Source organism: Sutcliffiella tianshenii, assembly GCF_016908565.1.
Taxonomy (GTDB): Bacteria; Bacillota; Bacilli; order Bacillales; family Bacillaceae_I; genus Sutcliffiella_A; species Sutcliffiella_A tianshenii.
Genome location: NZ_JAFBED010000001.1, coordinates 432569 through 458028, shown reverse-complemented (window position 1 = coordinate 458028; position 25460 = coordinate 432569). Strand labels below are relative to the sequence as shown.

Here is a 25460-nt window from a genome sequence, read left to right as displayed (position 1 = left end):
GATGATTCCCATGTCCAACGCTTTAAATGAAAAAATAGAATCGCTTTTAAAAGAGGTTTATGGCGAAACCTACGATGCTTCCTACTTGGAGGAAATGAAAGCACTCCTCCAAGAATGGAAGCAGAATGATTGGAAAGAGGATACGCCTGTAAGTGAAGAAAATGTTTATCTGATCACCTATGGAGACAGCATTTACGAAGACGGTGTTCCAACCCTTCAAACGCTCCAGAAGTTTTTGACCGATCAGGTTGGAAATAAAATTACGGATGTACACTTGCTGCCGATGTTCCCCTATACCTCGGATGATGGATTCTCCGTTACGGATTACCGGGAAATCCATCCCGATTTAGGGGATTGGAGCGACCTGGAGAACTTCTCCAAGGATTATCGAATGATGTACGATTTTGTTGCCAACCATATTTCCAAATCAAGCAGCTGGTTCCAAGGATATATAAACGGAGAAGCAAAGTACCAGCAATATTTCATTCCACATGATCCAAGCTTTGATGCTTCCAACGTCGTCCGTCCAAGAACCTCCCCATTATTCCATGAATATGAGGGGAAGGATGGAAAGAAAACGGCATGGACAACATTCAGTGAGGATCAGGTCGATGTCAATGTCGCACACTTTCCACTATTGAAGGAAATGACGGATATCCTTATTTCCTATGTGCATAAAGGCGGTACAAGCATTCGTCTGGATGCGATCGGATTCCTATGGAAAGAATCAGGGACTTCATGCATCCACCTGCCGCAGACCCATGCAGTGATCCAGCTGTGGAGAGTCCTGTTGGATGAAATGAACAAGAACACTCAGATCATCACGGAAACGAATGTGCCGCATCAGGAGAATATCAGCTATTTTGGAGATGGAACGAACGAGGCGCATATGGTCTACCAATTTTCATTGCCGCCATTAGTGCTATTCTCTTTGACTACACACGATGCATCGAAGCTTACCCAATGGGCCAAAACGATCGGGAAAGTATCCGACAACGCTACGTATTTCAATTTCCTTGCCAGTCATGATGGAATCGGAATGCGACCGACGGAAGGGATTTTAACCGAGGAAGACAAACAGTTACTAGTGGAAAAAGTGGAGAGAAACGGTGGGTGCGTCTCGTACAAGAGCAACCCGGATGGCACACAGTCCGTCTATGAACTGAACATCAACTACTCGGATGCCTTGGTAAACAAAGAAGAGGACCTATCAGAGGACCAGCAGATCAACAAGATGCTTGCTGCCCATTCCATCTTGCTATCCTGCATAGGGGTGCCGGCCATCTACTATCATTCTCTATTAGGATCGCGAAATGATTATAAAGGCTTGGAGGAATCAGGCATTAATCGTCGAATTAATCGGGAAAAGCTCGAATACAACCGTATCGTGGAAGAGCTTGAAACAGATGATCGAAGAAAAGAGATTTTTGCTTCCCTCACCAACATGATCGAGATCCGTCAGGCAGAAAAAGCATTTTCCCCGTTTGCAGAGCAATCCGTACTGGAATTGGGTGAAAAGCTCTTCGGCTTGAAGCGTGAAAATACCGAGACAGGTGATGTGGTGTATTTTGCCGTCAATGTCGACGCAAATGAAACGGTATGCCGCTTTAACGAGGAAGTTTCAGGCACGAATCTGCTGACAGGAGAAACTGTCGGGGCAGAAATAACATTAAAGCCTTATGAATTTGTTTGGATAAAAGTTAAAGGTTAAATGCATGGAAGAGGACGGTAAACTGATAGCTGGTTTACCGTCCTCTTTAAGATAATACAGTGGTGGTGATTAGATTGAAACATATACTTGTAGCCCCGGATTCCTTTAAAGGCTCCTTGTCTGCTTATAAAGTCGGCGAGGCTGTTGCCAGTGGGGTGAAAGCTGTCTTTCCGTCTGCAGAGGTTGACATTTTACCGATGGCAGATGGAGGAGAGGGAACCGTAGAGGCGCTCCTCTATGCCAACAAAGGGAAAGTCGAGGAAGTGGAAGTATCCGGACCCTTGATGGAGCGGGTACTTGCTAAATATGGAGTGTTCGATTACGACGGAAATCCGCATGCGGTCATTGAATGTGCAGAAAGTACGGGCCTTACCTTGGTTCCAATCGAAAAAAGAAATCCGATGCGCTCGAACTCCTATGGATTCGGCGAACAAATCCGGGACGCAATCGCCAAAGGATATCGACATCTGATCGTTACTTTGGGTGGAAGTGCGACCAATGATGGTGGGCTTGGGATGCTCCAGGCGCTTGGCTGGAAATTTTACGATCATGCAGGAAGGCTGTTGACTCCTGAAGAAGGAAATCCGTTGCTGCATGCATACGATTTCTCAACAGAAGACGCTTTACCTGAACTCTCAGAGTGTACCATCACGATTGCAAGTGATGTGATGAATCCTTTTTATGGTCCCCAAGGAGCGGCATATGTCTTTGCAGGCCAGAAGGGTGCGTCGATGGAAGCTATCCTAGAGTTGGACGGTCACCTAAACCGCTTTGCAGATCTAGTGGAGCAAAAGCTTGTCGTAAACATACAAGCAATTTCCGGGGCTGGTGCCGCCGGTGGACTTGGTGGGGCTTTTGCCGGGTGCTTAGGGGCTGACATGCAATCCGGCATAGAAATGGTGCTTCACTATACAAATGCAGAAGAAAAAATGAAGCTGGCCGACCTCGTGTTTACAGGAGAAGGAAGTCTTGACAGCCAATCGATCTACGGAAAAGTGCCCGTGGGTGTGGCAAAACTCGCAAGGAAGCATGGCAAAAAAGTGATCGGCATTGCAGGCAGGATAGATACCGATACGAAACTATTGAATGAACACCTTGATGCAGTTTTCTCCATTCAAACCCAATGCAGAAGCTTGGAGGAAGCAATGCAGCCGGAAGTGACGGAGCGGCAGATTGAGGTGACGGTGGAGCAAATCTGCCGACTTATGAAGAGTCATTCATAGGAGAGGGGCAGTATTCCAATACTGCCCCTTTCAATTTGTGAAAAATAGTATAATACATAGTATATGGTGTTTCTGGATTATCAGGCTGAAAGCTTAATAGGGGGGAAAGTATGCTATACGGTGCTATTGAAGCAGGTGGTACAAAATTCGTTTGTGCAGTAGAAGATAAGGAAGGTAAAATAATCGACAAAATTACCATTCCCACATCAGATCCCAAGCAAACATTACAAAGGGTTGATGCATTTTTTGAAAACTATTCACTGAACTCCATAGGCATAGGGTGTTTCGGGCCCATCGAGTTGGATGAGAAGAAAGACACATATGGGGAAATACTCAATACACCCAAAGTGCAGTGGAAAACTTCAACATTCATCAAGCCTTTAAGCAAAAATACAATATCCCCATTCATTTGGATACGGATGTGAATGCCGCTGCTTTAGGAGAGTACTATTGGGGAGCAGGAAAAGGGCAAGGGAGCTGTCTATACATTACAGTCGGTACCGGTATAGGCGGGGGTTATGTAAAAAATGGTTCTACCTTAAAGGGCATGACCCACCCTGAGATGGGGCATATTTATGTTTCCCGTCATCCCCAAGATGACTATGAAGGGTGCTGTCCCTATCATGGAGGCTGTTTAGAGGGCCTCGCATCCGGTACAGCAATCGCAGCAAGATACGGTAAAAAAGCAAATGAATTAGAGAATGCAAAGAAAGTATGGGAAATCGAAGCACATTACCTGGCCCAAGCCATTGTGAACTATATTTACATTTTGAGCCCGGGAAAAATCATTCTCGGTGGTGGAGTGATGAAACAAGACATTCTGTTCCCATTAATTAGAGATAAAGTTTCCAAGCTGCTCCAAAACTATATTACTATCGAATCAATGGAAGAATATATTATTCCTCCACAGCTTAACGATGAACAAGGAATTTTAGGAGCTTTAGCTCTAGGGATTACACCAGAATAAAGAGGTGCTCCTGATCTCTGTCTAACGAGAGTAAAAAAGCCGTCAAGAACTAAAAGTTCCTGGCGGCTTTCTTTGTGATTTTCAATCCCTCGGCGTCATAAACATCTGTGTCCAATAGTTACGATATCCCTTACTCCCATAATGGTGCCCCACACCAATATGCGTGTAATTGACGCTTAATATATTCGCCTTATGCCCTTGACTGTTCATCCAGCTATTCATAACACTGGATGGATCAGGTTGGCCTGCTGCGATGTTTTCACCAGCTGACCAGTAATCCAGTCCGAATGATGCCAACATATCAAACGGTGAGCCATAGGTAGGCGAGGTATGGGAAAAGTATTGGTTATCATGCATATCCTTTGATTTGATACGTGCCACTTCTCCTAGTTGGACATGAAGCCGCAATGGAGAAAGGTTTTGTTTTTGACGTTCTTGATTTACATTTTTGTAGACTTCCCACTCTGCGCTACTTACTTTGCTGATATCCCCGTCGACAAGCGTGAGGTTAGAGAGCTCGGTAGCTGTTTGGCTGGATACTGCGCTTACGCCGCCAAAAGTGATTATTTTGCTATAATCCTTTGTCGTAACTGTTTCACGGACTATGTTTGGGACAAATGCTGGATCGGTCAAAAGAATGGAAGCATCCTGTTTGGCGGCCAACACTGATCCAGCCAGAGCATCTGCAAACTGCTTTCCTGTTGCCACGTAGGCAGTTTTACTCTGCATTGGAAGCTTTGTGATGATCGCATGTGCCGTTGCATAACGGTCCTTGCCGCTGATTCTGGTTGCGTTAGGAAGTTTGCTTGCAACCTCATTGCTGACGGCACTTACACCACCAACAATAGTGGTATGGGTTTTACCTTTCAAAGCCTGCTCCGTTTCACCTGGTAACTTTGCATGATTAGTAAGCAAAATCGGGGTGCCGCTTTTGGCTGCATATGGTGCAACTGCCAGAGTATCCGGGAAGTTGCTGCCGTTGGCCACGATGGCCCTCGAGGAAGGAAGCTCTTCAGCTATCAGAGCGGCAGTAGCGTACCGATTCTTCCCCGAAATCCGATCGACTGCGAGTCCCATGCCTTCTAGTGTATCCTTTACACTATCCGAAACTGCGGCAGTACCTCCAAGAATGATGACGTTTTTCGCTCCTAGCCGTTGAATCTCTTTCTTCGTTTCCGTATGTAAGCTATTCTGAGTTGTTAAAAGAATAGGAGCATTATGATAGTACGCCAGTGGCCCACCAGCCAGAGCATCAGGGAAGCTATCGCCTCTCGTTAGCACAACGGTATTCGCACTCTCCCAGCCCGACTGTGAAATCTTGACTGCAGTAATATACCGATTCTCGCCTGAGATTCTATCTGATGCTTGCACATTTGTTGTCAATAGCAGACTGGCAAACAGAAAAAATACTATAACGAATAATTGTTGTTTAAATTTGATGGTAATCTACTCCTTCTATTGTTGTTTTTCTTTATTTTAGCAGAAAAAATAGGGATGAGGTGCGGGTCATTCGACTTATATTAAATAGTTAAAACACCTCTCCAAATCGGAGAGGTGTTTTAATAGTACCAATCTTTAGCTAACCTCATACTTCACCAGCCCTCTCGAATTCGCATATAGCGCCGCCTGCGTGCGATCATCCAATTGTAATTTGGAGAGTACTTGACTGACATGCTTTTTTACTGTGTATTCTGTAATGTATAATTCTTTGGCGATGTGCCGGTTTGCCAAGCCTTTTCCCAGGAGTTTCAGGACCTCCGTCTCTTTCTGAGTTAATTGTTCGACAATCCGTTCACTTTCCTCAACCTTTTTCTCGTCCATCATCAACTCTAGAATGGAAGGATCATAGTATTTTCGACCTTGACTGACGAGTTTAATGGCATATAGTAACTCTTCTGGTAAGGCGGATTTATGAATAAATCCATCCACTTCTGCCTCTTTGGCTTCTATCAAGTCCGCTTTTGTTGCTGAGGAAGTCAAAAGCACAAATTTGCATGACGAACGAGTAGCTTTCACGCTTCTTACTACATTTAATCCCGATTCATTTCCCAATCTTAAGTCAATTAAAGCAAGTTCAGGCTTTACCTTTTCCAAAAGTGCAGAAGCTTCCTTTACATTTTTTGCTTCCCCGGAGAAATCCAGGCTTTCCTCCAGTGACAGTACATCTGCTAATCCTCTTCGGACTAAAGGATGATCATCAATAATTACTACCTTCATAGACCAACAACCTCCTGCTTCTTCTTCAAAGGGATATGAATAGTGATTTTTGTCCCAATTAAAGGCTTGCTTTGAATGTCCAAGACTCCTTCATAGGAACTTACAAGATTTTGGATGTTTCCTAAACCCAACCCTTTGGAATTCTTCTGTGTTTGTTTTTTATAGTTAAAACCTTTCCCATCATCCGTTATCTCCAGGAGCAATTGATCATTTTTGATTTCTAGGTGAATCTTTATTTCGTTGCATTTTCCATGTCTTACTGCATTTCCGCTTGATTCGCAGATGATCCTGTAAATGGCTCTTTTCATAGTAGCTGGTATTTCCGCTTCTTCCCCTATAATCTTACGCTTAATGGAGATATTATTTAATCTTGAAAAATCATCAAGAAACTCATGGATTTTGGAAATTAGAAAGGAGCCGTCTTTTGAATGGCTGATCAACTGATAGATGGAGGTTCTAAGCTCCTGCATAGCTGAATTTGCTGATTTTGATAAGAATTGAAGCTCTTTCTTTAAAGGGATATCGTCTACTTTTCTTCCTAAGGTATGAAGAGCGCAAACCATGGCGAAAAGCCGCTGGGATACACTATCATGAATTTCATTTGCGATTCGGTTCTGTTCTTCTATAATCAGAAACTGCTCGGTCGCCTCTTCAAAATAAAACCGGTCTAATAGAATGGAAGAAAGCTCAGCCATGAATTTTAGAAGTCTTCTGTTTAATGAAGAGGAGGAGTCATCAGTGTTTTCCACCCCGATTATTCCTGAATATTTAGCCGTCTGGATTTGTATCACCCAATACTTAGTTTCGCCGATTTGCATTTCTAAAGGAGCAAGTTGAGCACCCATGGAATTAAACTCCTTTTCCAATGTCCTTTTCCAATGTCCGGATAGTTCCTTACTTGCAAGAAAGCTTGCTGCGAACAGTGAATCTTTTTTGGTGTCTGAGGATAACCAAAAGAAGTTGTTATCGTTATTGGTTAATTTCTTCATATAGTCGACTACAGTATGGACAAAGGAGGGCGTGTTTTGCTGGGATGTGAAGGATTCCGTCGTTTTGTAAAGGGACATAATGTGATCCATCATCACATTGGTCTCACGGTTCAATTCCTGAAGCCTTTCATTGGATGAATTCAATGCTTCCCGCTGAAGTTTCAATTGTGCAGCTTGGGCCTGTAACTCCCTAGTAAGATTGGAGAATTGCTGAAAAATGATTGTGATAAGTGTTAAAACTAAATAGATATAGGAGTTCTTATAGATGACATCGATGAAACTGGACGATTGGTACCCAAATAATGTGTAATTCAAAAAAGTAGCTGCTGACATGAATAACAACAAAGTTATCCAACAAAGCAAACCGGACAAATAACTCGCCGCTAGTAAAACGGGATTTAATGCATACCAGATAAAAGGACTTTCAATTCCTCCTGTAGGCAGAAGCAGTAAAGAAGTTCCGATAATTTCTGCTAGAATGATTAATTTTAATACTTGCGGGTTTAGCTTGTTCTTGGAAATCAAGTCCGTAATAAGAATGACAGCCAATAAAAGAGACAGTATGACACCAAGTTTGAAAAAGGGTGTGGAATACGGCTGTATGGCAAAATAAAAGATGGAAGTTACGGCCCAAGATGCATATCGATAAGACAGCATCAATTTCTCCTTGCCATACTCTTTTTTAAGAAGGAAAAAGCGTTTCTCATCCATAAGAAAGATCACTACCTAAAGAAAGCGTTTTTTTGTAATCGATTCTATCGCTGGCTTCAAAACTATATAAGTAGTAGGCATCAATGATGAAATATATATTATTTGATTTATTCCTGTCATAATAATGGAAAATTGGTAGCTCTTTTTCATCCGCTACAATTAACAAGGAATCAAATGAATCCAGCAGCAGAGATGATTTGTTCATAAGGTCTGTCTTTTTCGCTACAGGTATAAGTCTTCTTCCATGTTTTTTCTGAATTTTTTCCACCTCTGACAAACAGCTCTGTTGATAAGCTCTAATATTGAGTAAATTGGTGAACAAAAGAACACCAAATAATATAACGGATATAACAAGTATCCCTTTGGCCATGCTAACCGGAATGGGAATTCCAAGAATGGTCAAAGAATTACTGCTAATCATATCACCTTCAAAAACAACTTCTGACGATTGCTCCGTATTACCGGAAAGCTCAAATTTATAATAGCTGTAATTGAACTGAAGCTCATGAATATTGTTATTCAGCTTTCTTTCCATTCCATTATAAAGAACGGATCCCTGTATATTCGGACTGAACTTAATGGAATAATTCTCTGCTCTTACACCGGTCTCTTCTTCAATGCTGGTAATTAAGCTTCTTACTTGGTTAACATCAATGGTATAGGTCTCTTTATCAAAAAGGTGAAAAGAGTTTCCTTCTAATTCAAATGATTTTTCTTCAGTGAGGGGTATTTCTTTTGTCCAATAATTGTCTGCTACGATTGTTAGAGTGGGATGATAAGTTCCCGTAAACGTAACAGGTTCTTCAGAGGTTATAGTAGAATTAATTTCCAGTGGTATTTCAGTGGTAACGTTTTCAAAAATTACAGTTCCGGGATTAATCGTCCCACCTTCCGGAAATAACTGACTTTCTTTCACTACAGCTTTGTACGAGTAGGAGGTAGAGTGGGCCAATCGATTTTCTGCAGAAACCAAAGGGTCACCTTGAGTGGCCATAAATACATATACTGTTCCAACTAGGGATGCAACTAATAAACAGCTGATAACCGCAACAAACCAAAGTGAATGAAAAAACTTCTTACCTTCTTTTTTTCTTCGCATACTTTGAAAACCTCCAAGTATTTTCATAGACTTTGTCCTACCATGATTTTAAGTTCAGTGGAAATCTCACTTGATCCTTTGTTCCATTCAAAAAATAAAGGAAGCTTTAAAGTTTGATTTCCGTTTTTGGAATCACCACTTGCTTTAGCAGTAAGAGTAATCGTATTCCTGCCGAGCTTCAATGGTTGTGCAGTCACTTCAATAACTAACTCATTATTGGTGATGGTTTCTTCTAAAAGACTTAAAGAATTAGAGATATTGTTGGTGATTTCCAACTCATAGGTAGTCTCTTTACCTGGATCGAGTTCTAAAACTTCTCCTGAATGAATGGAAATGAGTGCATGCTTGCTGTCTGTTAACTGGATGGATGTACTGTTATGTAATGTGGCACTTGTGTAGCTTGTAGCGGTTTTTATAAGTAGCCCACAAACGATGGCCGTTAACAAAAAAAGTAACAATTTGCTTTTCAAAATAGAAAATCCCCTTTCAGAATTTAAATTACGTTCGTTATAGTGCACAAGACACATTATAACGAACGGAGTGATTGTTGTAAAGAACGATTCTGAAAAAAAGACAAAAAAAGACATCCAATTAAGGATGTCTTTATAGGGTTATTAGTTTTTAACAGCTTCAACAATTAGGTCTAGGTCTGTCACTTTAACATGGCCATTAGAAGCAGCAGTTTTTACATCAATCCATTTCTCTGTGTTAGCAGGAAGTACAAATGTTAAGACTCCCCCTGGGTTCTGTGAATGGATATTAGAAATTCTAGTCCAGCTATTTCCATCAGCTGAAGCAAAAAGTTGGATTCTTCCATCATTTACATTAGGATTCGTTTTAATAGATACTGTCACTTCATGCTCGGAGTTATTTTTTACTTTAAATAAATCATTCCATGAGTACGTACTATTTGGTTGTACCCCGAAATCACCGTTGTTATAGCCTTTGGAAAGATCCAATTTCAGCATATTCGCCGTAATGTGGGCATCGGTCGCTGCATTATGCTCACTGCTTGGCTCCAAAGCCAATAGTGCACTAGAAGTATCCGTTAACTTTACTGACATATCATTCGTAACACTTGCAGAGCTATAAGACATAGCCGCCATCACACTGGATAAAGATAAAGTAAGAACTACTGCTACTAACCCTTTTTTCGTTTTTCTGAACATTTTATTACCTCCTGAGATTTGTTTTTTGTTTCGGCCGTTAACCGATAACCTAAGTATAGGAGGAATGAACTATTTATACGTGCCTCTTTGGAGTAGTCTTCTGGGTGTCTTTAGAATAGTTTTTATTACTACCAAAGAATGCCCAAGGGTATACTTTGGTACCATACATAGTACACTTTAGACGGCTTATAATTAAACTTCTTTCTTATACAATATAGGTAGTAGAGGAGTGATTCAGATGAAAATCATAAAATTCATAATAAATATGTTAGTAGTTGGAGTAGTACTTTTTACTCTGGTTGCATCAATCGGTTCAGCAATCACCAAGAGTCCTTTTTTGTTGACTGTTATTCGATCCAATAGCATGTATCCAGTTTGGGAAAGAGGAGACATGATTCTTGTGGATAAAGTAACACAGAATGATGACTTAAAAACTGGTGACATTGTCATTTTCAAATCAGAAGAAGGAAGCTTATCCTCGAAAGGTTGGATTGCACATAGAATAATAGAAGGAAATAAAGAAGAGGGTTTCATTACTCAAGGTGATGCCAACCAATATACCGATCAGGAAAATGGAGAGTCTTCTTCCATTAAACAGGAATGGATTGTGGGCAGGGCGTTTACCTTAAACAACACACCTATTGTACTGCCTAAACTAGGCTATCTTTCTTTGTGGTTTGAAAAAAACCAGTCTAGTCCCTTATTATTGCCGGGCATCGCCATTCTCCTTGCCGTTATTATTGGTATCGAGGAGCTACGGAATGGGAAAAAGAAAAGTAGAAGTAATAAAGGGATCGACCTGCAATTCATTTACATAATAGGAGGAATTACTCTTTCTGTGATAATTGGCACGACCATGTTGCTTTCGAGTCAGCATATGAAGCTGATATATGAAGTCTCGGAAAGTAGCAGCGGGGCGTTGATGGGAAGTGCAGTTGGGGTCTTACAAAAAGGGGAAGAAGTAGAACTTCCACTGGTAGAACTATCGAACAGTGGGGCCATCCCGTTAATTGGAGTGATTACCACACAGGACAATCAAATTACTACAAGCTTGGAAAAAGTATTCATAACTAAAGGTCAGGAAATCCAAACCACTTTTAAGGTCTCTGGGAAAAAAACTGGAGCATACGAATCTACTATCCATGTAGGGTTATTTTTCCCTTTATTGCCTAGCTCCATTATGCAATTACTGGCATCACAGAGCTATTGGCTCGCTCTTGGAGTAGTTTCCTTAGTACCTGGAATACCTTTGATTTTATATCCTTTTATTAATAGGCGACTGCGGATAAAGACAATCAGGGAAGTAAAAAGGGGTACGAGGAAACTGAGGAGAATCGCATTTAACTAATAATTATCTTATTTTAGGATCTTCATTGTGAGATCCTATTTTTTTATGAGTCAAAGTAACAAAAGTAGAAAAGGTTACCCATTAAACCAATATTTTCTATATAATAATAGAATAAATATTCTTTTTAGAGAGAGAAATGGGAGGGTCAAAGTTTCATGAAAAAATTAGTTTTTACCATTATTACAATGTTTGCTGCAATTTTCACCTTCAACATTGGCACTGGCTACGCTGTTGATGGGATCAGAGGAGCAGACAGATACGAAACAGCAGTAAGAATCTCTCAAGAAACTTGGGAAACAGCAGATACGGTAGTGTTAGCGAAAGGGACAGATTTTCCGGATGCGTTAGCAGGAGGACCACTGGCATACAAAGAAAATGCACCGATTTTACTGACGAAGACGGAGATGCTGACAGCTGTTACAAAAGGAGAAATCATCCGTCTAAATGCAAAGAAAGTCATAATCTTAGGTGGAAATGCTTCTATTTCTCAAGCTGTTGAGGCGGAGCTAAGGGGCTTGGAATTGGAGATTGAGAGAATCGGCGGGAAAACACGCTATGAAACGGCAGTTAATATTGCCAAGAAATTACCTTCTGATCAGGCTATCTTGGCAAACGGTAAGAATTTTCCTGACGCTTTAGCCGTCTCTCCATATGCGGCAAAGAATGGGATTCCAATCCTGTTGACTGCAACAGATAGTTTAAACAGCAGTACAAAAGCTGCGCTTAAAGATAAAGAATCCACTATTATAGTCGGAGGGGTAGGTGCGGTAAGTGAAAAGGCAGCAGGCGATGCGCCAAACCCAACCCGCTATTCAGGGCCGACCCGTTTTGAAACGGCGAAAGCCATTGCACTGAACCTGCCACTTGGCAACCAGAAAGCAATGATTGTAAGTGGACAGAAGTTCCCAGATGCATTAGCTGGATCCGTTTTGGCTGCAAGGGAGAATGCGCCATTATTATTGGTCAAGCAAATTGAAATTCCAGAACCGACAGCCTTCCTTATGAACCAGTATCGAGAATTCATGATTGTTGGAGGAACAGCAGTTATTGCACCTCTCATACACAAAAAAGCAGAAGCAGTGGAACAGACTGCTGACGGCTGGAAACATATCTACTACTTTAACAATGACCATGGTGGAATAAGTATGTACAACCTTATTACTAAAGAAGAAACAGTTGTTTATGAAGGAAAATACACTTATACCTATAATGTATTAGCAGAAGGTGAATATGTTTATTTCATCAATTCCGTAGAAGGGACCATAGAACGAATGAACAAAAATGGAACGGGTGTTACGACCATTTTTGCCGATGAAGAAGGTCGACAAGTCAGCCAGTTTAAAATAGTTGATGGCTCGATTTATTTCCACTTCAGCGAAGAGGAAGCGGATCAATCAATATTTAAACTTAGCTTAGATGGTAGTGAAGTATCCACTTACTTGGACCTGAGCGGTTTGTCTGCCCTGATTGATTTTGCTATCGATGGACCTGTTGTTTATACCTATCATATGAATAGCGGAATCTACGCCAATAATATGGATACTGGTGAGGTTCGAGGTATCTATACTGAAATGGACACGGAAAACCCTTCCACTTTCTATTGCGACTGTTCCATGCAGGTAATGGATGATAAAATTTATTTTACGATGGACCAATTTGATGTAGAAAATCAAGAGTACTATACAGTGAGTGCCACTATTAAGAAAGACGCCACAGATCTTTCCATTCTTTCCGAGTATGGTGACACGTATCATACTTTGATAGGAGATGCGGTTTATTTCTTTGAAGAAACTATTTCTGATGATGCGATCACAGTGCAAGTATCAAAATCTTCAGTGTCCGATTTATCCGAGCGCACTAATGTGACCGAATTTGCAGTCGGGGAAAATCAATACTACAATATCCTTTATCAGGACGAGTCCACCATCCTGATCGACATTTTTGATATGGATTACTATTTTATCAAGCGTAATAATATAGTGCAGATTGATTTATAAGAAATGGAAAAGGAGAAACCTTCGGAAAAAAGGTTTCTTCTTTTCTTTTGAAACGATATATGCTATGTATATACTGTCTTTATCAAAAGCTATAATATATAATTAATACGGAATATTTTAATGCATATTATTTACACTACTATCTTCAAGTGAGATTAAGGAGTAAACAATGAAACATTTACACATTTGGCAAAATGAAAAATTCACCGAGCCGTATATTAAATTTATCAATAAACACTTTGATCCAAGTGAGCATTTATTTATAATTGTTGGTTCTGGAGTGGGCGCAAAGATTACACCCCGTGAAAATGTCTTGGAGATTTCCAGAAATGCCAGTGGTATAAAAAGACTACTATCAGAAATGTACAAATCTGATAAAATCTATCTTCATAACTTGTTTAACATGGATGTGAATAGACTTTTATTTCTTCAACCATGGTTACTTAAGAAATGTTACTGGCTGGTATGGGGAGCTGATTTATATGCCTATAGGAATCCTCGAACAACCACCAAAGAAAAATTCAAAGAGTTTGTAAGGGCATTTGTGATAAAAAGAATGGGTAATGTCGTGACCTTGGTGAAGGGTGATTATGAACTGGCCAAAGAGTGGTATGGTACAAAGGGTACTTATCTTCACGGGGCGTATATTAATCCAATTTCAAAGGACTACCTGGATTCTTTAGCTTTAAGTGAGAAAAGTAAAGATAGTCCGGTTGTCATACAGATTGGAAATTCAGCCGATCCTTCGAATAACCATATTGATGCTTTGAATAAATTGAAGAATTTTAAGGACCAAAACATACTTATATATGTACCATTATCTTATGGGAACAAGAATCATGCAAAAGTTGTTGCTGAAGAAGGTAAAAAAATATTTGGAAATAAATTCATCGCACTAATGGATTTTCTACCCCCAGAGGAATACAGTGCTTATTTGAATAATATAGATATTGCATTATTCAATAGTGACAGACAGCAAGCATTAGGAAATATTTATGCCCTTTTGTATTTAAATAAAAAAGTATATATTAGATCCGATACTTCCATGTGGTCACATTTCAAAGAAAAGTTCGAGATTGAAATGAATGATGTATTATCCATAGAAAACATGGATTTCAATCAATTTGTTCAAAATACGGAAACTCAAAACAAAAAGAAGATCAATGATGTTTTTGAAGAACATTATTTAGTGGATATTTGGGGAACTATATTCAACAAGTAGTTCTGATTATCAGAGAATAGCAAAGAAAGAAGATGAGTGAATGAACTCGGAATTAACAAAAGCTAAAGTAATTTCTTCTTTAATTTGGAAATTATTAGAGCGCGGAGGTACGCAAGGGATACAATTTATTGTGACGATTGTATTGGCCAGACTTTTATTACCGGAAGAATTTGGTTTGATTGTGCTTGTAACAATTTTTATAACGATCGCTGGAGTGTTTATTCAAAGCGGTTTCAATACAGCACTTATCCAGAAGAAAAACTCAGATGAGGTTGATTTTTCTTCTGTCTTTTTCTTAAGTTTATTTGTTGCAAGCCTATTATACATAGGTCTTTTTTTTATGGCACCCATCATAGCAACATTCTTTGAAGAACCTCAATTGAAAACGGTGCTAAGATATCAATCATTAACCTTGTTTTTTGGGGCATTTAATTCTATTCAAATTGCAGTTGTCTCAAAAAACTTGGAGTTCAAAAAATTATTTATCAGTAGCTTAGGGGCAATGATCATTTCTGCAACAGCCGGTATCATGATGGCTTATGCTGGTTTCGGTGTTTGGTCTTTAGTAGTACAACATTTATCGAATCAGCTGCTTGTTACGATCATTTTATGGTTCACGGTAAAATGGAGACCAACCTTACTTTTTTCCTTTGCAAGGATTAAGACTTTATTTGCCTTTGGTTGGAAGGTATTGGTTTCATCATTACTAGATACTCTATATATAAATTTAACCAGTCTTTTTATTGGTAAGATGTATAGCTCGGCAACCTTAGGATTTTATAATAGAGGAGAGCAATTCCCAAAATTGATTGTCAGCAATATTAACGGCTCCATACAATCCGTCATGTTTCCTACATTGTCATCCCATCAGGATAATATAAAGAGAGTAAAGGATATTGTCCGTAGATCGATTGTGACGAGCTCCTTTATCGTTTTTCCTGTGATGGTTGGAATGGCTGCCGTTGCAGAGCCATTAGTAAATATTGTATTAACAGAAAAATGGCTGCCTGCTGTTCCTTTCCTGCAAATATTTTGTGCTTCTTATGCATTATGGCCAATCCATACCGCAAATTTACAAGCCATTAATGCTTTGGGGCGCAGTGATATTTTTTTAAAGCTTGAAATTTTCAAGAAATTACTTGGGCTGGTGGTAATAGCAATCAGTATCCCATTCGGAGCATATGCAATGGCTTTTGGAGTATTTGTTGTTAGTATAATATCTACTTTTATTAATGCTTATCCTAACTTGAAGCTAATTGACTATAGATATCGAGAGCAGTGGAAAGATATAATCCCCTCTTTAATATTATCGATCATAATGGGTATGGTAGTATATAGCATACAGTGGATCGGGATGACGGAGGCCTTAACTTTAATCGTACAGATTATTGTTGGTATCGTAATATATATTGGATTAGCAAAAGCATTAAGGCTTGAATGCTATACCTATTTAATAACAACTGGAAAAGAAATGTTGAAAAACAAAAAAAGAAAAGCAGGATGACTATATTTGTTAATCAACTATGAAAGGAAGTGGTAGGATTGAATAGTTTTTATTCTTCGGATGAATTAAAAGAAATAGGCTTTGGACAATGTGGAGAAAATGTTTTGATAAGCCGAAAAGCTAGTATTTACGGTGCACAAAATATTAGTATTGGCGATAATGTCAGAATAGACGATTTTTGTATCCTCAGTGGGAACATTACTATTGGCAGTTATATTCATATTGCGGCTTTTACTGCATTATATGGTGGAAATAAAGGCATTGAAATCCAAGACTTTGCAAACCTTTCTTCCAAAATAGCAATATATGCGTTAAGTGATGATTATTCAGGAGAAACTATGACAAACCCCATGATACCGGATAAATACAAAAATGTACTCAATGAAAAAGTAATCATTGGACGGCATGTAATAATCGGATCAGGGTGTGTGGTATTACCAGGTGTTGTGCTGAACGAAGGAAGTGCATTCGGAGCGATGAGCCTCATTAATAAAACATCTGAACCATGGAGTATCAACGCTGGAATACCATATAGGAGAATAAAGGAAAGAAGCAAAGAGTTGCTTTATTTGGAAAAAGAATTCAAAAAGGAGTCTGAATTAAGGGGATGAAAGATATAATCCAGGTTACTCAATCATCAATGCCGGCTTATGAAGAATTTTGTGAAGAAATTAAAGATTTATGGAGTAGTCATTGGCTGACCAATAATGGTGCAAAGCATAATAAATTAGAAAAAGAGTTGGCACAGTATTTAAATGTTCCCAATGTAACATTATTTTCAAATGGTCATCTGGCATTGGAGAATGCTATAGCAGCTATGAATTTAACCGGAGAAGTGATTACCACACCTTTTACATTTGCATCGACTACACATGCTATTGTGAGAAATGGTTTAACTCCTGTATTTTGTGACATCAATCCGGATGACTATACCATACAAACCGATAATCTTGAAAGTTTAATAACAGATAAAACATCTGCTATCATCCCAGTACATGTCTATGGGAATGTCTGTGATGTCTACGAAGTGGAGAGAATAGCAAAAAAGCATAATTTAAAAGTGATTTATGATGCAGCACATGCTTTCGGGGTTACTGTTGATGGAAAAGGGGTTGCAACCTTTGGGGATGCCTCTATGTTCAGCTTCCATGCAACGAAAGTCTTCAATACAATTGAAGGTGGGGCTGTGACTTATAATGATCATCACTTAAAAGATATTTTAACCTCTTTGAAAAATTTTGGTATTACAGGGCAGGACTCTGTTGAGTATGTGGCAGGAAATGCAAAAATGAATGAATTTCAAGCGGCCATGGGTCTTTGTAATCTATTACATGTAGATAATGAGATAAATAAAAGAAAGAAAATCGTAAACAGGTACATAGAACAGCTTAGTGGAATTAAAGGCCTTAAACTTTGGCAGCCACAAGAGAATGTGGAAAGTAACTATGCATACTTTCCTGTAGTTTTTGATGGTTATAAATTTTCCAGGGATGAAGTATTAGAAGCTTTGAAGGAACAGAATATTTTTGCGAGAAAGTATTTTTATCCTCTTACGAGTAGTTTTGAATGCTATCAAGGTCAGTTTGAAATTCAGGAAACACCTGTTGCAGCATATATAGCAGATAGGGTGTTAACTTTACCGCTATATGCAGATTTGACCTTGGAGAATGTTGATAAAATTTGTGAAATTATAAAGGGATAAGGAAGGTGAATTTCCTATGAAAGGTATCATTTTAGCTGGAGGTTCTGGGACAAGATTGTATCCGTTGACTAAGGCTGTATCTAAACAAATGCTTCCGATATATGATAAACCGATGATCTATTATCCTTTATCAGTCTTAATGCTTGCAGGCATTAAAGAAATTTTAATCATTTCAACACCAAGAGATATTGTAAGGTTTAAGGAACTATTGGGAGACGGCAGTAAACTAGGGATGAGATTTGAATATACCGTTCAAGAGAAACCGAATGGACTAGCCGAGGCATTTATTCTTGGTAGAGACTTCATTGGTGAATCACCGGTAGCTCTAGTTCTAGGTGACAATATCTTTTACGGTTCCGATTTCGGGAACAGATTACAAAAAGCTGCATCTTTAAAAAATGGCGGGATCATCTTTGGGTGCTACGTGAAAGATCCACGAGCATATGGTGTTGTTGAAGTAGATAATGAGAGAAATGCTGTTTCCATTGAGGAAAAACCTGAAAACCCCAAGTCTTCCCTTGCGGTTCCAGGACTATATTTCTTTGACAATGAAGTGGTGGAAGTAGCTAAAAATGTACAGCCATCCGCCCGCGGCGAAAAAGAAATCACGTCAGTTATTGATTATTACTTAAAAAAAGGACAGCTAAAAGTAGAAATTTTAGGTCGTGGCCTAGCTTGGTTGGATACTGGGACACACGATTCATTGCTTGAGGCGTCGAATTTCGTCGAAGCATTACAAAAAAGACAAGGCCTATATATAGCATGTATTGAAGAAATTGCGTACAGAAGAGGCTATATTTCGCGTGAACAATTATTAAGCCTTGCCGAGCCCCTGTTAAAGACTGAATACGGTAAGTATTTAGTCGATATCTCCAATCAGTCACAAGACGGTTCATTTTCAACTGTAAGAAAATAATAACTTTTAATAAGAGGTGACAAATATGTCTAAAAAGAAGGTACTTGTGACTGGTGGCGCCGGCTTCATCGGCGGTAATTTTGTGCAGTATATGGTTAACAAATACCCGGATTATGACATTTTCAATTTAGATCAATTGACATATGCAGGAGATTTGACTAAACATAGTGCAATTGAAAAGATGGAAAATTATCATTTTGTAAAAGCAGATATTGCTGATCGTGAAGTCATCATCTCTCTTTTTGAAAAAGAGAACTTTGATTATGTCATTCATTTTGCTGCAGAAAGCCATGTAGATCGTTCAATTACGGACCCAGGAATCTTTGTTCAAACAAATGTACTAGGAACTCAAATTTTGTTAGATGCGTCAAGAGCAGTTGGGGTAACGAAGTTTGTCCATGTATCTACAGATGAAGTATACGGGGAATTAGATTTTGATCCGACTACGTTCTTTACAGAGGATACACCTTTGCAACCAAATAGCCCTTATAGTGCCAGCAAGGCATCATCTGATTTGTTGGTTCGGGCATATCATGAAACATATGGACTACCTGTGAACATCACTCGTTGCTCCAATAATTATGGTCCATATCACTTCCCAGAAAAATTAATACCATTAACGATTTCTCGTGTCTTAAACGATCAAAAGGTCCCTGTTTATGGTGACGGGAAAAACATTCGTGATTGGTTACACGTTATTGACCATTGTGCCGCAATTGATTTAGTTATGCATGAGGGTGTAAATGGAGAAGTATATAATGTTGGTGGCCATAATGAACGAACAAATCTAGAAGTTGTTAAGACAATTATTCAAACATTAGGCAAATCTGAGGAGTTAATAGAGTTCGTTAAGGATCGCTTAGGACATGATAAGCGTTATGCAATCGACCCTACTAAGTTAGAAAATTTAGGATGGAAACCTACTTACAATTTTGAAACAGGAATTGCTCAAACTATTCAATGGTATCTAGATAACAAAGAATGGTGGGAGCAAATTATTAGTGGCGATTATCAAAACTACTTTGAGAAGCAATACAGCAATAAATAGAGTAGGCAGGTAGGAAGCATGGGGACGGTTCTCTGCTTCCGAACCAAGTTCCTCAAACAGAAAAGCGACCACTTTACACGTGGTCGCTTTTACTATGAATTAAATTCATTATTATTTATGTTTTAAATTTGCTAGGTATTGTTTACTTCGACTTAATAATATAAAGTTTTCTATGATGCGAATAACTCTGATCACATGTCATAGTGACTCCCCGAATTTTAGTCGATTGAAAAGGTTGGTTTTCTTTTGTTGTGCTAATCACTGCTTCCAAAGAAAAAACAAACAGGCGTCATGTGGTATGTGTTCCACATGAAGCCTGCTGTTTTGAATAAATGTGGCTATCCTGACAACATGCCAGCAATACCACTTTGATCTTCTAATTCTATACTAGGGCTTTAGAAGTTCAGCACCTACACGTTCACCATTTTGATAGAACTCATAATTTACTTCCACACCATAGATTTCAGCAAATGGATGGAAGTGATTAATAAAGTTATAAGCAAGAACACGCCCAGGTTCAAACGTTCCGCTATCATCTTGTTTCCACCCGTAGTTTCCCTCGATGAATACTTGCACAATTGCTTCTCCATTAGAATCAATGACTTTATATTCGTTTATGTTGATTTTTGCCATATCGCCGATTTCTTCATCCCAATAATCATCAAATTGAAACAAAGTAATTTCGACTTCTCTAGATAAGGCCTCTAGTGTTTCCTGAGGTATTTCTGCATTACCCGAACTAGGACTCAGACTCTGGAAAGCTTCTTCTAATGCTGCTATCTTTTGTTCATGTTCCAAAACTAAGTGAGCTAACTTTTGTTTACCTTCCGCTAAAGCATCCGAGGTCATAATGCCCAATCCCAGTACCAATGCACCAACTGTTGCAGTAATAATCTTTGTTTTTTTTTTCATGTCAATTCCCCCATTTGGAAAGCGTTTATTATTATCTTATTTTATCACACTATTAAATTTTGGAACGATAGCAAAAAGAACATTTTAAATAGCTGCAGAGAACCGTCACCGTGCTTCCCAGAGGACTGATGAATTCCAAAAAAGATAACAATTTTCTTATTGACGGTATGCACAGTCATTCTGTATAGTTAACTCGTAAATAGGAATAATTACGATTAACACACTAATATACATATCCAAAGCAGCTAAAAATTTTTACGCTATAAATCGTAATGATTACTCTTTATGTATTATAAATCTATTTCCACAAAGGGGAGGAGGATAAATTGAAAAAGGGGATCATGCTTGCCATTGCCTCGGCATTCACTTTTAGCATCATGAATGTGTTCGTGAAGGCGGCAAGTGAAACCATTCCTGTTTCAGAGATTGTGTTCTTCCGAAGTGTGATTGGTGCGGTCATCATCTTTTACCTGATGAAACGGACGGGGATAACATTCTCTAAAAAGGGGGTCCCGATGCTTATGCTTCGGGGGATGCTCGGTGCGCTCTATCTATTGGCCTACTTTTTTACCATTGCCCATATCCCTTTGGGTGATGCGAGTATCCTGGCTCATTTATCGCCATTTTTTGCGGTGATCCTTTCTGTGATCTTCCTGAAAGAGGGAATGAGCAAGCGGATGTACATACTTTTTCCAATATTCACCCTTGGTGCCGTGCTTCTGGTCAATCCCATGAGCTATGATTCGTACACGGTATATGCGCTTGTCGGGGTCCTGAGTGCTTTTCTTGCCGCATGTGCAGCCACTTCCATCAGATATCTGAGCAGCAGGCATCATGGCTATGAAATCGTGTTTTACTTTTTGGCAGCAGGGACGATTGTCTCCATTCCATTGATGTGGAATGAGTTTGTGATGCCTTCCTTCAGCGGCTGGATATACCTGATCTGTATCGGGGTGGTTTCCCTTGTGGGGCAGCTTGTGCTGACGAGTGCCTTTACACATGAGAATGTCATCGTGGTGGAGGTGGTCCGCTATATCGGCATCTTTTTCAATGTCATGTGGGGATTTCTTTTCTGGGATGAAACACTGAGCATCTATTCCATAATGGGTGGCGTGCTGATCATCGGCGCTTCCATCGCCCTCTCCAGACAGCGGGTACCGGCAGTGCCTAAGCCTGTTTCCAATTGAGGGGGACCGATGAAAACGTTTTTGTAGAGATTAAAAGATACATAGGAGTGTCAGTCCCGCACTTCACAGCAACGTTTTTTACAGTGCAATCATTTTACGGGAAGTCCCGTTAAAATGAGTCGAATTCAAGCAAAAAGCACGTAAATGCAAATAGATAATAATTTTAAATAGAGGAAGGTATACCATATGAAAAATTTCAAACACTTATTGATTCTCATGATGTGTCTCATCGTAATCATGACAGGCTGCTCCACCACTCAAAATAGCTCACAACAGCAAGACGGGAAAGAGAAAGAGAAAAATGTAACGATGATCTTCAGCTTCAAGGCTGCAAACCTGGACCCGCATACAGGATTCATCCCTATCCGTGCCGGCATCACAGAAACGCTCCTCAAACTTGATGAAGAGTCCAATATCGAAGGCTGGCTCGCTGAAAAATGGAACACGGAGGATAATGTGAAGTGGGAGTTTACGATCAGAGATGATGTCCAATTCCAGGATGGCAAGAAGCTTGATGCAGAGAGCGTCAAGCAATCTCTTGAGAGAAGCTTGGAGGCAAACGTGTCACTCGGCGGTTCACTTAAGATCGAATCCATCGAAGCGGATGGCCAGATGCTGACGATCCACACAACAGAGCCTTACCCGGCCCTTCCTTCAGAGCTTGTGAATCCATATACATCGATTGTAAACATGGAAGCGGCGAAGAAAGCTGGCGAGGAGGCATTCCGGAACAATCCGGTCGGGACTGGTCCTTTTAAAGTAAAAACATTCAAAGCGAATCAGGAAGTAGTTGTCGAGAAAAATGAAAGCTACTGGGCAGGAGAGCCAAAGGTAGATGGCGCAACGATCAAATTCAATGAAGATGCCAACGTAAGGGCGCTCGCCCTGCAGTCAAAAGAGGCGGACGTGGTATACAATCTGCCGGCTGAGAGCCTGGAGCCGATCGAGAAGGATAAAGATCTAAAAGTGGTTTCCATCCCAGGGCTTCGTGCACACTTCATCCTTTATAACAGTGAAAGTGCAAAGGTGGAGGATGTAAAAGTAAGAGAAGCACTGGACCTGCTCCTCGATCGAAAGAGTGTTGCCAAGGATATCATGCTTGGGCACGGGCTGCCTGCGAACGGACCTTTCAACAGCACGCTGCCATTTGGACTCGAAGATAAGGTCAAAGAGCTTGATGTAGACAAAGCAAAGCAACTCTTATCCGAAGTGGGCTACAAGGAGAATGCAGAAGGAAAGATGGAAAAAGACGGGCAACCGTTGACGCTTGAACTTATCACCTATAAGGCGCGCCCGGAACTGCCCTTGATCGCGCAGCTGCTGCAGTCCGATGCAGCGAAAGCGGGGATCACCATCGAAATCAAGACAGTAGAGAACGCAGATACGCATCTGTCCGAGAATAAGGATTGGGACCTTGCAACTTACAGCAACAATACTTCCCCTAGGGGAGACGGAAGCTATTTCTTCCAAACAGCCTTTACCGAAACAGGGGCACTGAACGTCGGGAAGATCAATATCCCTGAGCTCAACCAGCTGATCGAGGAGTTGAACCGGACAACAGAGTCGGAGGAGCGCACCAAGCTGACAAAAGAGGCTGCGAAAGTCATCAATGAAGAAGTGGCCCACAGCTATGCTGTTTATCCGAATATCATCATAGGCATGAACAAACGCATCACCAATTGGAAACCGACAGCAGAGGAATATTATATCCTGACACATACCCTGGATGTGAAGTGATGTGCTGATCATCATCAAGAAACGAATCATCCAGCTATTCTTCGTATTGCTTGTGCTATCGATTTTTACCTTCACGTTAATGAAGTTGGCACCGGGTGATCCTGTCCTTACGATATTAAATGCAGATGAAATGGTCGTAACTGAAGAAGATCAAGCCAAGCTCCGCAGTGAGCTCGGCTTTGATCAGCCTCTTTTCATCCAGTATGGCAAATGGATGCTGAACCTGGCGCAATTGGACCTGGGAAAGTCATATATGAGCGGAAAGCCTGTGTGGGATGAACTTATGGCTCGCCTGCCGATCACACTGGAGCTGACAGCTTTTGCACTCCTCATCATGGTCGCCATCACTGTCCCGCTTGGTGTATGGTCCGCACGGAAAGTAAATCGGTGGCCAGATCATATCAGCCGGATCCTCGCCCTGATCGGAGCATCGATCCCTAACTTTTGGCTTGGCTTGATCCTAATCTATATCTTTGCCTATAAACTGCAGGTCCTTCCTTCTTCAGGAATCGGCTCTTATCCCCAGATCATTCTGCCCGCCTTTACACTCGGATTTACTTTTGCCGTGGTATACGCAAGGCTCTTGCGGGCAGGCCTATTGCAGAGTATGTCCGAAGACTACATATTCGGGGGCAGGGCCAGAGGGGTGAAAGAGTGGAGGCTCTTCTGGTTTCATGCTTTTAGGGCGGCCATCCTTCCCGTCATCACGATCTTTGGCATGAGCCTGGGAAGCTTTCTGGGAGGAGCTGTAGTCATTGAAATCTTATTTTCCTGGCCGGGACTAGGCAGTCTTGCCGTGGATGCGATCTTCAGCCGTGATTATCCGGTCATTCAGGGATATGTTTTATTGACAGGTGTATTCGTGGTCATCGTGAACCTGTTAGTGGATCTGTCTTACTATGTGATTGATCCGAGGATCGATAGGAACGGGCTAGGCTTATGAATGTGAAAATCTTATCACCAGTAAAGCTTATATCCTTTAAAAACCAGAACATCATGACTGTCCTTGGCAGCCTGATCCTGGCACTGTTGATTGCCATGACCGCAATCTTTCCCTTTTTCATCCCGAATGATCCGTACCTTGCGGACATGTCCATCAGGCTTGCCTCCCCAAGCTTAGAGTATCCGCTTGGCACCGATCATATGGGAAGGTGCATCCTTTCAAGGCTCATCGTCGGCGCTAAGGCAACACTCGGGATAACGGCAATGGTGGTCGTGACAGTAGCGTTGATCGGCATTCCTATCGGGCTCTTGATCGGTTATATCGGCGGCCGGCTTGATACTATCTTCATGCGAATAGCGGATGGCCTGCTGGCGTTGCCGGAATTTATCCTGGCGATCGCAATCGCAGGCTTCTTGGGCCCAAGCTTGACAAACCTGATGATCTCCATCGTATTTGTCAAATGGATCGCCTACACAAGGGTCGTCAGGAGCATCGTCGTATCAGAGAGGACGAATGAATACGTGATGGCGGCAAAAGTAGGGGGCAGTTCAACCTTCAAGATCATCAGGAGGCATATGGTGCCCCAGATCGTCTCCCCCATCCTGATCCTTGCGACACTGGACATAGGGAAAGTCATCCTGACGATTTCCTCCTTATCCTATCTTGGCCTTGGTGCACAGCCGCCTGCCCCGGAGTGGGGGGCCATGTTGAATGACGGAAGGCCCTATTTTCAGACAGCTCCTGAACTGATGATCTATCCTGGGCTGGCGATCTTCCTTGTCGTTCTGACATTCAATTTGATCGGAGAAGGCTTGAGGGACAAACTTGATGTAAAAAGAAGATAGAAAGGAAGGGAGA

At 40.7% G+C, this 25460-nt stretch carries 21 protein-coding genes and 1 pseudogene; 15 read left to right on the top strand and 7 right to left on the bottom strand.

What is annotated here, in order from left to right:
* Positions 1–10: 10 nt before the first annotated feature.
* The 3 genes and pseudogenes from JOC95_RS01955 (at position 11) to JOC95_RS01945 (ending at position 3901) form a co-directional block, all read left to right on the top strand.
* Positions 11–1711, top strand: a complete 1701-nt coding sequence (locus tag JOC95_RS01955; RefSeq protein WP_204412885.1) for a sugar phosphorylase — start codon at positions 11–13, stop codon at positions 1709–1711.
* 74 nt (positions 1712–1785) lie between these two features.
* Complete coding sequence (locus JOC95_RS01950; protein WP_204412883.1) at positions 1786–2934, top strand: glycerate kinase family protein; 1149 nt, start codon at positions 1786–1788, stop codon at positions 2932–2934.
* 110 nt (positions 2935–3044) lie between these two features.
* Positions 3045–3901: pseudogene (locus JOC95_RS01945) on the top strand (ROK family protein).
* An 81-nt stretch (positions 3902–3982) separates the two neighbouring features.
* Here the strand turns inward: JOC95_RS01945 and JOC95_RS01940 are convergent.
* The 6 genes from JOC95_RS01940 to JOC95_RS01915 form a co-directional block, all read right to left on the bottom strand.
* Positions 3983–5284: a cell wall-binding repeat-containing protein gene (locus JOC95_RS01940; protein ID WP_204412881.1), complete on the bottom strand. Its 1302-nt coding sequence runs from the start codon at positions 5282–5284 to the stop codon at positions 3983–3985.
* A 192-nt stretch (positions 5285–5476) separates the two neighbouring features.
* Positions 5477–6118 carry a response regulator gene (locus JOC95_RS01935; RefSeq protein ID WP_204412876.1) on the bottom strand — a complete coding sequence of 214 codons (642 nt, stop codon included), beginning with the start codon at positions 6116–6118 and terminating at the stop codon, positions 5477–5479.
* Positions 6115–7818, bottom strand: a complete 1704-nt coding sequence (locus JOC95_RS01930; RefSeq protein WP_204412875.1) for a sensor histidine kinase — start codon at positions 7816–7818, stop codon at positions 6115–6117. Before JOC95_RS01930 ends, JOC95_RS01935 begins: the two co-directional genes overlap by 4 nt.
* Positions 7811–8917 (bottom strand): DUF5305 family protein, encoded by a 1107-nt coding sequence (locus JOC95_RS01925; RefSeq protein ID WP_204412874.1) that lies wholly within the window; start codon positions 8915–8917, stop codon positions 7811–7813. Before JOC95_RS01925 ends, JOC95_RS01930 begins: the two co-directional genes overlap by 8 nt.
* A 23-nt stretch (positions 8918–8940) precedes the next feature.
* Complete coding sequence (locus tag JOC95_RS01920; protein ID WP_204412872.1) at positions 8941–9387, bottom strand: hypothetical protein; 447 nt, start codon at positions 9385–9387, stop codon at positions 8941–8943.
* A 144-nt stretch (positions 9388–9531) separates the two neighbouring features.
* Positions 9532–10086 carry a DUF1102 domain-containing protein gene (locus tag JOC95_RS01915; RefSeq protein WP_204412870.1) on the bottom strand — a complete coding sequence of 185 codons (555 nt, stop codon included), beginning with the start codon at positions 10084–10086 and terminating at the stop codon, positions 9532–9534.
* Positions 10087–10324: 238 nt separating this feature from the next.
* Between JOC95_RS01915 and JOC95_RS01910 the strand changes: the two genes are divergently transcribed.
* From JOC95_RS01910 to rfbB, 8 genes are all read left to right on the top strand, one after another.
* Positions 10325–11434, top strand: a complete 1110-nt coding sequence (locus tag JOC95_RS01910) for a signal peptidase I (RefSeq protein ID WP_204412868.1) — start codon at positions 10325–10327, stop codon at positions 11432–11434.
* Between the two features lie 155 nt (positions 11435–11589).
* The gene (locus JOC95_RS01905; protein ID WP_204412867.1) at positions 11590–13431 is read left to right on the top strand and encodes a cell wall-binding repeat-containing protein; all 1842 of its coding nucleotides are present in this window, start codon (positions 11590–11592) and stop codon (positions 13429–13431) included.
* Positions 13432–13600: 169 nt separating this feature from the next.
* On the top strand, positions 13601–14653 hold the full coding sequence (locus JOC95_RS01900; RefSeq protein ID WP_204412861.1) for a TDP-N-acetylfucosamine:lipid II N-acetylfucosaminyltransferase family protein: 1053 nt from the start codon (positions 13601–13603) through the stop codon (positions 14651–14653).
* Between the two features lie 40 nt (positions 14654–14693).
* Complete coding sequence (locus JOC95_RS01895; protein ID WP_204412859.1) at positions 14694–16157, top strand: lipopolysaccharide biosynthesis protein; 1464 nt, start codon at positions 14694–14696, stop codon at positions 16155–16157.
* 38 nt (positions 16158–16195) lie between these two features.
* Positions 16196–16768, top strand: coding sequence for an acyltransferase (locus JOC95_RS01890; protein WP_204412857.1), 573 nt, complete (start codon positions 16196–16198; stop codon positions 16766–16768).
* Complete coding sequence (locus tag JOC95_RS01885; protein WP_204412855.1) at positions 16765–17859, top strand: DegT/DnrJ/EryC1/StrS family aminotransferase; 1095 nt, start codon at positions 16765–16767, stop codon at positions 17857–17859. The genes JOC95_RS01890 and JOC95_RS01885 overlap by 4 nt, the downstream gene beginning before the upstream one ends.
* 16 nt (positions 17860–17875) lie before the next feature.
* Entirely contained in the window at positions 17876–18775 is a 900-nt protein-coding gene (gene rfbA / locus JOC95_RS01880; RefSeq protein ID WP_204412854.1) for a glucose-1-phosphate thymidylyltransferase RfbA, read from the top strand.
* Positions 18776–18800: 25 nt separating this feature from the next.
* Positions 18801–19823 (top strand): dTDP-glucose 4,6-dehydratase, encoded by a 1023-nt coding sequence (gene rfbB, locus JOC95_RS01875; RefSeq protein WP_204412853.1) that lies wholly within the window; start codon positions 18801–18803, stop codon positions 19821–19823.
* Between the two features lie 387 nt (positions 19824–20210).
* Here the strand turns inward: rfbB and JOC95_RS01870 are convergent, their stop codons facing one another.
* Positions 20211–20735: a hypothetical protein gene (locus JOC95_RS01870; RefSeq protein WP_204412852.1), complete on the bottom strand. Its 525-nt coding sequence runs from the start codon at positions 20733–20735 to the stop codon at positions 20211–20213.
* A 326-nt stretch (positions 20736–21061) separates the two neighbouring features.
* On the opposite strand from JOC95_RS01870, the gene JOC95_RS01865 reads away from it, so the two are divergent.
* The 4 genes from JOC95_RS01865 (at position 21062) to nikC (ending at position 25447) form a co-directional block, all read left to right on the top strand.
* Positions 21062–21922, top strand: coding sequence for a DMT family transporter (locus JOC95_RS01865; protein ID WP_239582660.1), 861 nt, complete (start codon positions 21062–21064; stop codon positions 21920–21922).
* Between the two features lie 186 nt (positions 21923–22108).
* On the top strand, positions 22109–23659 hold the full coding sequence (nikA, locus tag JOC95_RS01860) for a nickel ABC transporter substrate-binding protein (RefSeq protein WP_204412851.1): 1551 nt from the start codon (positions 22109–22111) through the stop codon (positions 23657–23659).
* Between the two features lie 4 nt (positions 23660–23663).
* Entirely contained in the window at positions 23664–24602 is a 939-nt protein-coding gene (gene nikB, locus JOC95_RS01855; RefSeq protein WP_204413423.1) for a nickel ABC transporter permease, read from the top strand.
* On the top strand, positions 24599–25447 hold the full coding sequence (gene nikC, locus JOC95_RS01850) for a nickel transporter permease (RefSeq protein ID WP_204412850.1): 849 nt from the start codon (positions 24599–24601) through the stop codon (positions 25445–25447). The genes nikB and nikC overlap by 4 nt, the downstream gene beginning before the upstream one ends.
* Positions 25448–25460 lie beyond the last annotated feature (13 nt).